Origin of the sequence: Mesorhizobium sp. YL-MeA3-2017 (assembly GCF_030814575.1) — a bacterium.
Classification (GTDB): Bacteria; Pseudomonadota; Alphaproteobacteria; order Rhizobiales; family Rhizobiaceae; genus Mesorhizobium; species Mesorhizobium terrae.
This window is the reverse complement of the sequence record NZ_JAUSVH010000001.1, coordinates 3,341,268-3,354,937: the sequence shown is the minus strand read 5'-3', so window position 1 is coordinate 3,354,937 and position 13,670 is coordinate 3,341,268. Positions and strand designations below refer to the sequence as shown.

15 protein-coding genes and 1 pseudogene are annotated in these 13,670 nt (G+C 65.5%); 10 read left to right on the top strand and 6 right to left on the bottom strand.

The genetic code is table 11. From position 1 onward, the window contains the following. Positions 1-2: 2 nt before the first annotated feature. The 6 genes and pseudogenes from arsH to QFZ88_RS16095 form a co-directional block, all read right to left on the bottom strand. A complete protein-coding gene (gene arsH, locus QFZ88_RS16120) occupies positions 3-719 on the bottom strand; it encodes an arsenical resistance protein ArsH (RefSeq protein WP_024922533.1) in 717 nt (238 codons plus the stop codon). After that, positions 716-1,771: an ACR3 family arsenite efflux transporter gene (arsB, locus tag QFZ88_RS16115; protein ID WP_024922532.1), complete on the bottom strand. Its 1,056-nt coding sequence runs from the start codon at positions 1,769-1,771 to the stop codon at positions 716-718. Before arsB ends, arsH begins: the two co-directional genes overlap by 4 nt. Before the next feature lie 8 nt (positions 1,772-1,779). Further along, positions 1,780-2,205, bottom strand: a complete 426-nt coding sequence (gene arsC / locus QFZ88_RS16110) for an arsenate reductase (glutaredoxin) (RefSeq protein WP_024922531.1) — start codon at positions 2,203-2,205, stop codon at positions 1,780-1,782. A gap of 8 nt (positions 2,206-2,213) precedes the next feature. Beyond that, entirely contained in the window at positions 2,214-2,756 is a 543-nt protein-coding gene (locus QFZ88_RS16105; protein ID WP_024922530.1) for an arsenate reductase ArsC, read from the bottom strand. Beyond that, entirely contained in the window at positions 2,749-3,111 is a 363-nt protein-coding gene (locus QFZ88_RS16100) for an ArsR/SmtB family transcription factor (RefSeq protein WP_024922529.1), read from the bottom strand. The genes QFZ88_RS16105 and QFZ88_RS16100 overlap by 8 nt, the downstream gene beginning before the upstream one ends. 330 nt (positions 3,112-3,441) lie before the next feature. Next, a pseudogene (locus tag QFZ88_RS16095) lies at positions 3,442-3,801 on the bottom strand (SRPBCC domain-containing protein); the annotation flags it as partial. A gap of 283 nt (positions 3,802-4,084) precedes the next feature. Between QFZ88_RS16095 and trbB the strand changes: the two are divergent. From trbB to QFZ88_RS16045, 10 genes are read left to right on the top strand one after another with little or no spacing between them, the layout of a single operon-like run. Continuing rightward, positions 4,085-5,071, top strand: a complete 987-nt coding sequence (trbB, locus tag QFZ88_RS16090; protein WP_024922528.1) for a P-type conjugative transfer ATPase TrbB — start codon at positions 4,085-4,087, stop codon at positions 5,069-5,071. Continuing rightward, positions 5,068-5,400 (top strand): TrbC/VirB2 family protein, encoded by a 333-nt coding sequence (locus tag QFZ88_RS16085; RefSeq protein ID WP_024922527.1) that lies wholly within the window; start codon positions 5,068-5,070, stop codon positions 5,398-5,400. The genes trbB and QFZ88_RS16085 overlap by 4 nt, the downstream gene beginning before the upstream one ends. Continuing rightward, positions 5,400-5,681 (top strand): VirB3 family type IV secretion system protein, encoded by a 282-nt coding sequence (locus QFZ88_RS16080; protein WP_024922526.1) that lies wholly within the window; start codon positions 5,400-5,402, stop codon positions 5,679-5,681. The genes QFZ88_RS16085 and QFZ88_RS16080 overlap by 1 nt, the downstream gene beginning before the upstream one ends. A gap of 14 nt (positions 5,682-5,695) precedes the next feature. Next, on the top strand, positions 5,696-8,134 hold the full coding sequence (trbE, locus tag QFZ88_RS16075; protein WP_024922525.1) for a conjugal transfer protein TrbE: 2,439 nt from the start codon (positions 5,696-5,698) through the stop codon (positions 8,132-8,134). Beyond that, positions 8,131-8,889, top strand: coding sequence for a P-type conjugative transfer protein TrbJ (gene trbJ, locus QFZ88_RS16070; protein WP_024922524.1), 759 nt, complete (start codon positions 8,131-8,133; stop codon positions 8,887-8,889). The genes trbE and trbJ overlap by 4 nt, the downstream gene beginning before the upstream one ends. Before the next feature lie 10 nt (positions 8,890-8,899). Further along, a complete protein-coding gene (gene trbK-alt, locus QFZ88_RS16065) occupies positions 8,900-9,319 on the top strand; it encodes a putative entry exclusion protein TrbK-alt (RefSeq protein WP_024922523.1) in 420 nt (139 codons plus the stop codon). A gap of 1 nt (position 9,320) precedes the next feature. After that, the gene (trbL, locus tag QFZ88_RS16060) at positions 9,321-10,667 is read left to right on the top strand and encodes a P-type conjugative transfer protein TrbL (protein ID WP_307418219.1); all 1,347 of its coding nucleotides are present in this window, start codon (positions 9,321-9,323) and stop codon (positions 10,665-10,667) included. Between the two features lie 2 nt (positions 10,668-10,669). After that, on the top strand, positions 10,670-11,353 hold the full coding sequence (gene trbF, locus QFZ88_RS16055; protein WP_024922521.1) for a conjugal transfer protein TrbF: 684 nt from the start codon (positions 10,670-10,672) through the stop codon (positions 11,351-11,353). Beyond that, positions 11,350-12,417, top strand: coding sequence for a P-type conjugative transfer protein TrbG (gene trbG / locus QFZ88_RS16050; RefSeq protein WP_024922520.1), 1,068 nt, complete (start codon positions 11,350-11,352; stop codon positions 12,415-12,417). The genes trbF and trbG overlap by 4 nt, the downstream gene beginning before the upstream one ends. Beyond that, on the top strand, positions 12,414-13,670 hold the full coding sequence (locus tag QFZ88_RS16045; protein ID WP_024922519.1) for a TrbI/VirB10 family protein: 1,257 nt from the start codon (positions 12,414-12,416) through the stop codon (positions 13,668-13,670). Before trbG ends, QFZ88_RS16045 begins: the two co-directional genes overlap by 4 nt.

The window sequence follows — 13,670 nt, the reverse complement described above, 5'->3', positions numbered from 1 at the left end:
GCTCAGGTCGCTGCTACCAAATTCACTCGCCGCATCAGGGCCTCACCGCTTTCCTTGCGCTCGGAGTAGCGGTCGGTGAGATACGAGGAGACATCGCGCGTCAGCAGCGTGAACTTGACCAGTTCCTCCATCACATCGACCACCCGGTCATAGTAGGAGGACGGCTTCATTCGGCCCGCTTCATCAAACTCCTGGTACGCCTTGGCAACGGATGACTGATTTGGAATCGTCACCATCCGCATCCAGCGGCCGAGCACGCGCATCTGGTTGACGGCGTTGAAGCTCTGCGAACCACCGGAAACCTGCATGACGGCAAGGGTGCGGCCCTGCGTTGGACGAACCGCGCCGACCGACAGGGGTATCCAGTCGATTTGTGCCTTCATCACTCCGCTCATGGCGCCGTGACGCTCCGGACTTGTCCAGACCTGGCCTTCCGACCAGAGCGATAGCTCTCGCAACTCGCGCACTTTCGGATGATCGACTTCCGCTCCATCTGGCAGCGGCAGACCATGCGGATCGAAGATACGGGTTTCCGCGCCGAAGTTCTTCAACAGTCGCTCGGCCTCCTGGGTCAGAAACCGGCTGTAGGACCGCTCGCGAAGCGAACCGTAGAGCAACAGAATGCGAGGCGGATGGGTCGAGGGTGTTGCCCGCAGTCGATCAATGCGCGGCACAGCGATACAATCGGCATCGACATTAGGGAGGTTTGGCAAGGTCAACGGTTTGCCTCCACAACAGCCGCGGCCTTCCCGTCGCGCTCGTACCAACCCTTGGAGCGGTTCACGATCCACACGACGGAGAGCATGACCGGCACCTCGATCAGCACGCCGACGACGGTCGCGAGCGCCGCGCCGGAGTGAAAGCCGAACAAGCTGATGGCGGCCGCTACGGCCAGCTCGAAGAAATTGGACGCGCCGATCAGAGCCGAAGGGCCAGCGACGCAGTGCTGTTCCCCTGATATTCGATTGAGCAGATAGGCGAGACCGGAATTGAAATAGACCTGGATCAGGATCGGCACGGCGAGCAGCGCGATCACCATCGGCTGCGCGATGATTTGCTCGCCCTGGAAACCGAACAGCAGCACCAGCGTCGCCAGCAGCGCGACTAGCGAAACCGGCCCGAGCTTCGCGAGCAACCGGTCGAGCGCGGCTTGCCCGCCGTTCGCCAGGAGGTGGCGGCGCACGATCTGCGCGACGATCACCGGGATCACGATATAGAGCACCACCGACAATATCAGCGTGCCCCATGGCACCGTGATCGCGGACAGGCCGAGCAGGAGCCCCACGATGGGCGCGAAGGCCACCACCATGATCGCGTCATTAAGCGCCACCTGGCTCAGCGTGAAATGCGGTTCGCCCTTGGTCAGGTTCGACCAGACGAATACCATCGCTGTGCAAGGCGCGGCGGCGAGGATGATGAGGCCGGCGATATAGCTGTCGATCTGGTCGGCGGGCAGCAGGGGCCGGAACAGCCAGCCGATAAAGAGCCAGCCGAGCAAAGCCATGGAAAAAGGCTTCACCGCCCAATTGACGAACAGCGTCACGCCGATGCCGCGCCAGTGGCGGCCGACCTCGCCGAGCGCGGCGAAGTCGATTTTCAGGAGCATCGGAATGACCATCAGCCAGATCAGCACCGCTACCGGCAGATTGACGTTGGCGATTTCTGCCACGCCGATTGCTTGAAACACGCCCGGCATCATATGGCCGAACGCGATGCCGACGACGATGCAGAGCGCGACCCAGAGGGTGAGGTAGCGTTCAAAGGTAGACATGGTTTTCCTCAAGCCGTCGCGATGCGGCGGCCTTGCTGGTCGATAACGCGCTCACCGTCTTCCTTCGTGAACTCGCCTTGCTGCGGCGGCAGCAGATCGAGCACTTCTTCGGAAGGCCGGCAGAGTTTGACGCCCCTGGGGCTGACGACGATCGGCCGATTGATAAGGATCGGATGCGCCATCATAGCATCGAGAAGCTGATCGTCGGTCAGCGCCGGATCGGCAAGGCCCAGCTCCGCGTAGGGTGTGCCCTTTTCGCGCAGAAGCGCCCGAGCGGAGATCTCCATGCGCACAATGAGTTGCATCACTAGCGCGCGCGACGGCGGCGTCTTCAGATATTCGATGACATGCGGCTCGATGCCGGCGTTCCGGATCATCGCCAGAGTGTTGCGCGAGGTGCCGCACTCGGGGTTGTGATAGATGATAACGTCCATGGCCGATCTCACGCTGCGCTGTTGCGAGGCGAGGACGTGCCGTCCGATTGCCCGATTTCCAGGAGCTTCGCGCGCAACGAAGCCTTGTCGAGGCTCGACACCGGCAATGCTGAAAAAGCGGAGATCCGGTTCTTCATGTAACGAAACGCGGCGACGAAGGCTGCTTCCTTCTGAATGTCGGAACCTTTCACAGCAGCGGGGTCTTCGATGCCCCAATGCGCGGTCATCGGCTGGCCCGGCCAGACCGGGCAGGTTTCGCCGGCGGCGTTGTCGCAAACCGTGAACACGAAATCCATGACGGGAGCGTCGGACCCCGCGAACTCCTCCCAGCTCTTTGAGCGGAAGCCCCCGACGGGATAGTCGAAGCTCTTCAGCACCTTCAACGCGAAGGGATTGACGTCCCCCTTGGGCTGGCTGCCAGCGGAAAACGCGCGAAACCGGCCGGCACTGTCCTTGGTCAGAATGCTCTCGGCGAGGATCGATCGGGCCGAATTGCCGGTGCAAAGGAAAAGGACATTGAAGATGCGGTCAGGCTGATCTGCATCAGACATGGGAAGCGCCTTTCGTGGGTTCGCAACAGGAGGACAGCGCGGCGACAGCCGGATTGCACACCTCGGGATGGCCCTGGCAGCAGTCGCGCATGAGAAATGCGACAAGGTTGGAGAGCGTCACCAGAGCCGCGCTGTACATGATCGACCGCCCTTCGCGCCGGGACTCGACAAGCCCCGCCTGTTCGAGATGGCTAAGGTGAAAGGACATGCGCGAGGAGGACGCGCTGTCCATCGCCTCTCCGATGGCGCCAGCGGACATCCCTTCGGGGCCGGCTGTCACCAGACGACGGACGATGCGGAGCCTTGTTTCCTGCGAAAGCGCGGCGAAGGCGTCGAGGGCCTGCTTTTCGTGCATTGTCATCTCAACATTCCAAGAGTTATTGAGATATCAGATATACCAAGAGTTGGCGCCACGCCAGCCCATGCAGCGAATTTCTAGCGGTCGGCCGGATTCGCTGGTTGCTTGACGGGTTTCCCACCGAAAGGGGCGCTGCGGCGCAATTAGTCCGCGGAATGGCTAACGGTGTGGGTAGTTTGAAAGTACGAACCGGAGTGTGGCGCGCCGCGATCTGCCTAAACTCATCGATGACGCTTGTATTTCAATGCGCAAGCGGAAGATCGGAGTAAGCAGCCGTGTTCCAGTCGTTCGAGGATGACCGGAGGCGGCACCGACGCACATACGTCTCTATTCGACAAAGCGCGCGAGATTTTCCAGGGTCGAGCGAAGTCCAACACCGTGGTCGACTTTGCTTATTCCGCTCGGCACGTTCTCGCCGATGATCGAGACTTCGGCGCCGCCTTCCATCGGTGAAATGCTCCACGTCATCGGCATTTCGCCTGCAAATCGTGGATCGTCTGACTCGAACGTAACGACCTGAACCACGCGCTCATTCGGAACTAAGTCGACGAATCTGCCCTCGACGACATCCGTGTCCTCGGATGTCTTGCCCGCGTTCGGATGATCGCGGCGATAGGTCAGTGCCATCCTGTAGGTGCCGCCTGGCCGGGCATCGAACTCGTAGATCTGGCCGGTCATACCATCCGGCTGAAGCCATTGTAGTCAGACGGCCGGGTCGACAAATGCGCGATAGATCACGTCGGCGGGCGCGGCGATGAATCGGCTCGCCGTATCGGATCTTCCATGTTGAAGATTTGCCGTCATCGATCACTTGCCTCGCGCCTTCTGAATCCTGACCCCGCCGTTTTCCTGTATTTGCACGCTACACTACTACGCCGATGAATCTTTGTTGAATCGGCCCAAAATCAGGCCCTTTTAATCATCCCCGTCCGGGGAAGGTCTGTCTCAGCCCCGATGGAATCGGGGTTGTATGATGGCGTCTCATCAAAATTCAGAAGGCTTTGCGCGCGGCGCGCGGATGCTGCGCACCGCGCTTGGCCCCGCCATCGCGCGCTATCTCGACGACGCCAGCATCGTCGAGGTGATGCTGAATCCCGATGGTCGGCTCTGGATCGACCGCCTCTCCGAGGGGCTGTCCGATACGGGCGAGCGGCTGTCGGCAGCGGACGGCGAGCGCATCGTCCGCCTCGTCGCACACCATGTCGGCGCCGAAATCCATGCCGGCGCCCCGCGTGTCTCAGCCGAGCTGCCCGAGACCGGGGAGCGGTTCGAGGGGCTGTTGCCTCCCGTCGTCGCCGCGCCCGCCTTCGCGATCCGCAAGCCCGCTGTCGCGGTGTTCACGCTCGACGACTATGTCGCGGCCGGCATCATGTCGGCGGTGCAGGCCGAGACGCTGCGCCAAGGGGTCGCCGCACGCGCCAACATTTTGGTCACCGGCGGCACATCGACCGGCAAGACCACGCTCACCAACGCGCTGCTGGCAGAGGTCGCGAAGACTGACGACCGCGTCGTCATCATCGAGGACACGCGCGAGCTGCAATGCGCGGCGCCGAACCTCGTGGCAATGCGCACAAAAGACGGCGTCGCCTCGCTTTCCGATCTCGTCCGCTCATCCCTGCGCCTGCGCCCTGACCGCATTCCGGTCGGCGAGGTGCGTGGAGCCGAGGCACTGGAACTCCTCAAGGCATGGGGCACCGGCCACCCCGGCGGCATCGGCACGATCCATGCCGGCAGCGCGATCGGCGCGCTGCGCCGGATGGAACAACTCATCCAGGAAGCCGTCGTTACGGTCCCGCGCGCGCTGATCGCCGAGACGATCGACATCGTTGCCGTCCTCTCCGGCCGCGGCTCTGCCCGTCGGCTCTCCGAACTCGCACGCGTCGAGGGCCTCGGCCCGGACGGCGATTACCGCGTCACCCCCATCACCCCGAAGCCCAACGAAGGAGAATCCGCATGATCTCGCATGCCCGCAGATTGCCTCGCCGCCTGATGATGATGGCGTCGGCCCTCGTAATTACCGTCGCGATGGCGCCCGCCGCCCACGCCTCCGGCTCCTCCATGCCGTGGGAGCAGCCGCTCCAGCAGATCCTCCAGTCGATCGAAGGTCCGGTCGCGAAGATCATCGCGGTAATCATCATCATCGTCACCGGCCTGACGCTCGCCTTCGGCGACACGTCCGGCGGCTTCCGGCGGCTGATCCAGATCGTGTTCGGCCTCTCGATCGCGTTCGCGGCCAGCTCGTTCTTCCTCAGCTTCTTCTCCTTCGGCGGCGGAGCGCTCGTCTGATGGCGGGCGTCGTGGATCAAGCCGGCGAGGTGCCGGGCTTCACGGTCGCGGTTCACCGCGCGCTGACCGAGCCGATCCTGCTCGGTGGCGCGCCGCGCGCCATCGCCATCATGAACGGGACACTCGCTGGCGCCGTGGGTCTTGGCCTTCGCCTCTGGCTGGTCGGCATCGCCATCTGGGCGATCGGCCATGTCGCGGCGGTGTGGGCGGCGAAGCGCGATCCGCTCTTCGTCGACGTGGTGCGCCGCCATCTGCGCGTCCCCGCGCACCTTTCGGTCTGACGGGGAGCGCGCCGATGATGAACCTCACCGAATATCGCAATCGCAACAGCCGGCTCGCCGACTTCCTGCCCTGGGTCGCGCTGGTGGGCGAAGGAATCGTCCTCAACAAGGACGGCAGCTTTCAGCGCACCGCCCGGTTTCGCGGCCCCGATCTCGACAGCGCCGTCCCGGCCGAGCTGGTCGCGGTCGCCGGCCGCCTCAACAACGCCTTCCGCCGTCTCGGCAGCGGCTGGGCGATCTTCGTCGAGGCGCAGCGCCACGCCGCGAACCTCTATCCCGACAGCCGCTTTCCCGATCCCGCCTCGGCGCTGGTTGATGCCGAGCGGAAGGCGGACTTCGAGGAGGCCGGTGCGCATTTCGAGTCGTGCTACTTCCTGACCTTCACCTATCTGCCCCCGGCCGAAGACGCCGCGCGCGCGGAAACCTGGCTCTACGAAGGCCGCGAGAAGTCAGGCATCGACCCGCGCGAGGCGATGACTGGCTTCGCCGATCGCACCGATCGCATCCTGCGTCTGGTCGAAGCCTTCATGCCGGAGTGCCGCTGGCTCGATGACGCGGAGACGCTCACCTACCTCCACGGCTGCGTCTCGACCAAGCGTCACCGCGTCCGTGTTCCCGAGACGCCGATCTATCTCGACGCGCTGCTCGCCGACCAGCCGCTCACCGGCGGGCTCGAACCGCGCCTTGGCGCATCGCATCTGCGCATCCTCACCGTCACGGGCTTTCCAACGGCGACGACGCCGGGCCTGCTCGACGAGCTGAACCGCTTGGCCTTCCCCTATCGCTGGTCGACGCGCGCGATCCTGCTCGACAAGACCGACGCGACCAAGCTCTTGACCAAGATCCGGCGGCAATGGTTCGCCAAGCGCAAGTCGATCGCCGCGATCCTCAAGGAGGTGATGACCAACGAGGCGTCCGTCCTCGTGGACACCGACGCCTCCAACAAGGCTGCCGACGCCGACATGGCGCTGCAGGAACTCGGCGCCGACTATGCCGGCATGGCCTATGTCACCGCGACGGTGACGGTGTGGGACGACGATCCGCGCGTCGCCGACGAGAAGCTGCGGTTGGTCGAGAAGGTCATCCAGGGCCGCGACTTCACCGCCATGGCCGAGACCATCAATGCGGTGGACGCCTGGCTCGGGTCATTGCCCGGCCATGTCTACGCGAATGTCCGCCAGCCTCCGATTTCCACGCTCAATCTCGCCCACATGATCCCGCTTTCGGCGGTGTGGGCGGGGCCGGAACGGGACGAGCATTTTGCAGCGCCCCCACTGCTCTTCGGCAAGACCGAAGGCTCGACCCCGTTCCGGCTTTCGCTTCACGTCGGCGACGTCGGCCACACGCTGATCGTCGGCCCGACCGGCGCGGGCAAGTCCGTGCTGCTGGCGCTGATGGCGCTTCAGTTCAGACGCTATGAGCGCGCCCAGGTCTTCGCCTTCGACTTCGGCGGCTCGATCCGCGCGGCGGCGCTCGGCATGGGCGGCGATTGGCACGATCTCGGCGGCGATCTCAGCGACGGTGCCATCGACAGCGTCAGCCTTCAGCCGCTGGCCCGCATCCACGACGTTCCCGAGCGCGCCTGGGCGGGCGATTGGATCGTGTCGATCTTGACGCGCGAAGGCGTGCCGATCACGCCCGAGGTGAAGGAGCATATCTGGACGGCGCTGACCTCGCTGGCATCGGCGCCCGTCGAGGAGCGCTCGATCACCGGCCTGGTCGTGCTGCTCCAGTCGAACGACCTCAAGCAGGCGCTCAGACCCTATTGTGTCGGCGGACCCTACGGCCGGTTGCTCGACGCCGAGCGCGAGCATCTCGGATCGGCCTTCGTTCAAGCGTTCGAGACAGAAGGTCTGATCGGGACAGGCGCGGCGCCCGCGGTCCTCTCCTATCTGTTTCACAGGATCGAAGACCGGCTCGATGGTTCGCCGACGCTTCTCATCATCGACGAGGGCTGGCTGGCGCTGGATGACGACGGCTTCGCCGGCCAGCTCCGCGAATGGCTGAAGACGCTGCGCAAAAAGAACGCCAGCGTTATCTTCGCCACGCAAAGCCTATCGGACATCGACGGCTCGGCGATCGCGCCCGCCATCATCGAGAGCTGTCAGACCCGGCTTCTGCTGCCGAACGAGCGCGCGATTGAGCCGCAGATCACGGCGATCTATCGGCGTTTCGGCCTCAACGATCGCCAGATCGAGATCATCGCCCGGGCCATGCCCAAGCGTGACTACTACTGCCAGTCCCGGCGCGGCAATCGGCTGTTCGAGCTGGGCCTTTCCGACGTCGCGCTCGCGCTCTGCGCCGCCTCGTCAAAAACCGACCAGGCCGCCATCGCCCGGATCGTCGCCGAACATGGCCGCGACGGATTCCTCGCCGCCTGGCTCGATCACCGTGAGGTCGGCTGGGCCGCTGATCTCATCCCCACGCTCACCAACAAGGAGAAGTCCTCATGAAACTGCGCCAATCCCGCGCAGCGCGGTTCGCTGCCGCGCTGCTGATCGCTCCCGTGGCGCTCGCGCCCATGCTGGCGACGCCGGCCCACGCCATCATCGTGTTCGATCCCTCGAACTATGCACAAAACGTCCTGACGGCGGCGCGTTCGCTCCAGCAGATCACCAACCAGATCACCTCGCTTCAGAACGAAGCGCAGATGTTGATCAACCAGGCTCGCAATCTCGCGAGCCTGCCGTACTCGTCGCTGCAACAGCTTCAGCAATCGGTTCAGCGGACGCAGCAACTCCTGCAGCAAGCCCAGAACATCGCCTACGACGTCCAGCAGATCGATCGCGTGTTCCAGCAGAAATACGGAAACGTCTCGATGTCGGCGTCCGATCAGCAGCTTGTCGCCGATGCGCGCTCGCGCTGGCAGAACACGGTCGGCGGCCTGCAGGACGCCATGCGCGTGCAAGCCGGCGTCGTCGGCAACATCGACACCAACCGCGCGCAGATGTCGGCGCTGGTCGGCCAGAGCCAGGGCGCGACCGGTGCGCTGCAGGCAACGCAAGCCGGCAACCAGCTTCTCGCGCTCCAGGCCCAGCAACTCGCGGATCTCACCGCCGTCGTCGCGGCCAACGGTCGGGCGCAGGCCTTGCAATCGGCGGAGCAGTCCGCCGCCGCCGAACAGGGCCGCGAGCAGCGCCGTCGCTTTCTGACGCCGGGTTCGGGCTACCAGCCCGGCAACGCGCAGATGTTCTACGGCAATCACTGAGGGCGGCGCGATGGACGGCAAGACCCTCGCTCGCATCGGCGCCATCGTCTTCGTCGCGGTCGCCATCACGGCGACCGCGATCGAGATGAACCGCAAGGATGATCGGCCAATCGACTTCGCGACACGGGTGCGTCCCGTCGCATCGCAAGATCCTCTCGCGGCCGAATTGCTGCGCTGTTCGGAGATCGGTGAGGCAGGCCCGCGCGATCCCGCCTGCCTGATAGCGTGGGCCGAGAACCGGCGCCGGTTCCTCGGTCAACCGGCGCCAGCGGTGTCGTCGGTCCCGTCTGCGCCGACCACGCTGTTTCCAAGCGCGCCCGCGTCGGCCGACCCCATCCGCAAAGACAGTGCGCCAGCGGATTTGACCGGGCCTGCGGTGCAGGCCGAGCCGGCCCGGCCGGCCATCTCTGCCGACCAGGGAGCTCGCTGACATGGGCGGCACCGGCGTCATCGACCATTTCCTCGAAGTCTTCACGCGCTACATCGACGGCGGCTTCGGCCTGCTCGGTGGCGAGGTCGGCTTCATCGCCACCACGCTCATCGTCATCGACGTGACGCTGGCCGCGCTCTTTTGGTCGTGGGGCGCCGACGACGACATCATGGCGCGCCTCGTCAAGAAGACGCTGTTCGTCGGCGTCTTCGCCTACCTCATCTCCAACTGGAATAATCTCGCCCGCATCATCTTCGAGAGCTTCGCGGGCCTCGGCCTGAAGGCGTCAGGCACCAGCTTTGCCGTCAGCGACCTTTTGCGCCCCGGCAAGGTGGCGCAGACCGGGCTCGACGCGGGACGGCCGCTGCTCGACTCCATCTCCGGCCTGATGGGCTACTGGTCGTTCTTCGAGAACTTCATTCAGATTGCCTGCCTGCTCTTCGCCTGGGCGCTGATCCTGCTCGCCTTCTTCATCCTCGCGATCCAGCTCTTCGTCACCCTGATCGAATTCAAGCTGACTACACTCCCCGGCTTTGTCCTCATTCCCTTCGGTCTGTTCGGCAAATCCGCCTTCATGGCCGAGCGCGTGCTGGGCAACGTCATCTCCTCCGGCATCAAAGTGCTGGTCCTCGCGGTCATCATCGGCATCGGCTCGACGCTGTTCTCAGAATTCACCTCTGGCTTTGCCGGCGCGACGCCGTCGATCGACGACGCGATGGCGATCGTGCTCGCCGCGCTTTCGCTGCTTGGTCTCGGCATCTTCGGCCCCGGCATCGCCAATGGTCTCATCTCCGGTGGACCGCAGCTCGGCGCGGGCGCGGCGGTCGGCACGGGTCTCGCCGCCGGCGGCATGGTCGCGGCGGGCGCAGCTACGGTAGGCGCGGTCGCTTCCGGCGGTGCCGCGCTTGCCGGCGGCGCAGCCGCCGCCGCTCGTGGTGGAGCCGCCCTCGCTGGCGGCGCATCCACGGCCTACAGCCTTGGCGCCGCTGGTCAGTCTGGCGCATCGGGCGTCGCATCCGGTCTCGGCAATGTCGCAAGCACCGGCGCGAAGGCCGCCGTCTCGCCACTCAGGCGCGCTGCCGGACATGCCACCGAAAGCCTGAAGCAGAGCTATCAGGCCGGCGGCCAGGCCGCGACGGAGATCGCCACAGGGTCATCGGGCTCAGCGGCGGGCGAAATCACCGCCGAGGCTGCATCCTCTTCCGCCGCCGAAAGTCCGCGGGCCTGGGCGAAGCGCATGAAGCGCTCGCAGCAGCTCACCCATGGCGTTCAGGCCGCCGCTCACGCCGTGCGTAGCGGTGACAGCCATGGCGGTGGCTCCTCCGTCAACCTCTCCGAAAGCGACTGACCATGTTCAAACGACCATCCACCCACTACGGCAAATCCCCGCAACCAGAGACGCCCTACCAGCGCGCGGCGCAGATCTGGGACGATCGGATCGGATCGGCCCGCGTGCAGGCCCGCAACTGGCGCTACATGGCGTTCGGCTCATTGGGGCTTGCCGCTGGCCTCTCCGCCGCGCTTGTCTGGCAGTCCGCCAACGGCTCGATCGTGCCCTGGGTGGTGCAGGTCGACCGGCTCGGCCAGGCGCAGGCCGTGGCGCCGGCGACCGCCGACTACCAGCCGAACGATCCGCAGATCGCCTTCTACCTGGCGCGCTTCATCGAGCAGGTCCGCTCGATCCCGGCCGACGCCATCATCGTGCGGCAGAACTGGCTGCGCGCCTATGACTTCACCACACAAGGCGGCGCGCTCGCGCTCAACGACTACGCCCGCGCCAACGACCCCTTCACGAAGGTCGGCAAGCAGCAAATCGCAATCGAGGTGTCGTCGGTCATCCGGGCCTCGCCATCCAGCTTCCGCATCGCCTGGATCGAGCGCCGCTATCAGGACGGCTCGCTGGCCTCCACCGAACGCTGGTCAGCCATCCTCACCGTCATTGTACAGCCGCCGCGCGACGCCGACACGCTGCGGAAGAATCCGCTCGGCATCTACATCAACGCCATCAACTGGTCGAAGGAGCTTGGACAATGACGCCCGCACTCCGCAAAGCCGCCCCCTGGAGTGCAGGGCGTCCGGCTTTCCGCATCCACGTAATGCCGGCTTTGCGCAAATCCGCTTTGCCGGCGATCCTGCTCGCCGGTTCGGCGTTGGCAGGGTGCGCCACCCACACGCCGCCCCCGGAAATTTCCTACGACAATGCGGCCCCGGCCGTGCAGACGACCGATCCGCCAGCGCCCGTCAGGGTGGTGGAATTGCCCAAGCCGCTCCCGCTGCCCGGTCAGTTGAAGCCGCTCGGCAAGGACGGGAAGCCCGAGCCGGAACCGGCCGACCCCGCCGCACGCGTCAACCAGGCCAACGCCGCCGCGCGCGTTCAGCCCGTTCGCAACGGCTTCATCAACTCCATGCAGGTCTATCCCTTCGTCGATGGCGCGCTCTATCAGGTCTATGCATCGCCGGGGCAGATCACCGACATCGCGCTCCAGCCCGGCGAACAGCTCGTCGGCTCCGGTCCCGTCGCCGCCGGCGACACCGTGCGCTGGATCATCGGCGATACCGAGAGCGGCATCGGCGCGGCCAAGCAGATTCATATCCTCGTAAAGCCAACCCGCGCCGAGCTGATGACCAATCTCGTCATCAACACCGACAGGCGCACCTATCACATGGAGCTGCGCGCAACGCCCTCGACCTACATGGCGTCGGTGTCCTGGCAATATCCGCAAGACCAGCTCATCGCGCTGCGCCGCCAGAACCAGCAAGCCGAGGCCGCGCAGCCCGTCTCCAGCGGCATCGATCTCGCCCGCGTCAATTTTCGCTACGAGGTGACGGGTGACCGCGCGCCGTGGCGGCCGCTTCGCGCCTTCGATGACGGCAAGCAGGTGTTCATCGAATTCCCGCGCGGCATCGGTCAGGGCGAGATGCCGCCGCTGTTCGTGGTCGGGCCGGAGGGCGACACATCCGAGCTGGTGAACTATCGCGTGCGCGGCAACTACATGATTGTCGATCGGCTGTTCGCCGCCGCCGAGTTGCGGTTTGGTGCGGGCAAGAACCAGAAGCGCGTCCGCATCTCCCGCACCGACGGGAGGCCGGCATCGTGAGCGATGAACGCGATCCCGAAAAGGAGGAAGGCCGGGCGCAAGGTTCGACGCCCCAGCCTCAGCCGATCGACGATGACGCTCGGCCGCTGACCGGCGGGCCGGCCGCGACGATGCGGCTGCGCGCCGAGCCGCCGCGCGTGACCCGCCTGTCCCGCAAGGTGCTGGCCGGTCTGGGTCTCGCCGCAAGCCTCGGTGTCGGCGGGGCGCTGATCTATGCGCTTCAGACCCGTCACGGTGGCCAGGGCCAGGAACTGTACTCGACAGACAACCGCTCGACACCGGACGGACTGGCTGGATTGCCGAAAGATTATTCCGGCGTCCCGAAGCTCGGCCCGCCGCTCCCGGGCGATCTCGGTCGCCCGATCCTGAACGCGCAGAACGGTGGCACGGTGCCGCCGATCGGCGCGCCTGCATCAGGCCCCGTGGGGCCGAGCCCGGAGGAACAGCGTCGGGCGCAGGAGCTGGAGTCGGCACGGACCGCGCGGCTGTTCGCCTCGACCGAGACTCGGCCCGCCAGTGCTGGGGCCTCGACGCAACCCACCGCGATCGCCACGCCGCCGGCCGACCTCGCCAGCCTCGGCCTCGCGCCGCAGCCGGCGACGCCCTCGGCGCAGGATCGCCAGCTCGCATTCCTCAACCAGGCGCCGGACAAGCGCACCGTCTCGCCGGATCGCGTTGCGGCGCCGGCGTCGAAGAACGTTCTGCAGGCCGGCGCTGTCATCGCTGCCGCGCTCATCACCGGCATCCGCTCCGACCTGCCGGGCCAGATCACCGCGCAGGTGACGGAGAACATCTATGACAGCCCGACCGGCAAGATCCTCCTCGTGCCTCAGGGCACGCGCGTCATCGGGCAGTATGACAGCGGCGTCGGCTTCGGTCAGCGGCGCATACTCCTCGTCTGGAATCGGCTGATCTTTCCCAATGGTCGCTCCATCGTTCTGGAGCGCCAGCCTGGTGCGGACGCCGAGGGCTATGCCGGCCTCGAGGATGGTGTCGACTATCACTGGGGCGAACTGTTCAAGGCCGCTGCGCTCTCCACGATCCTGAGCATCGGTGCGGAGGCCGGCTCGTCTGGCCAGGAAAGCGACATCGTGCGGGCGCTACGACAGGGTGCGTACAACAGCGTCAGCCAAACCGGCCAGCAAATCGTCCAGCGTCAGCTCAACATCGCCCCGACGCTCACCATCCGGCCGGGCTTTCCCGTCCGCGTCATCGTCACGCGCGATCTCGTGCTCGAACCCTACGGAGGCTGA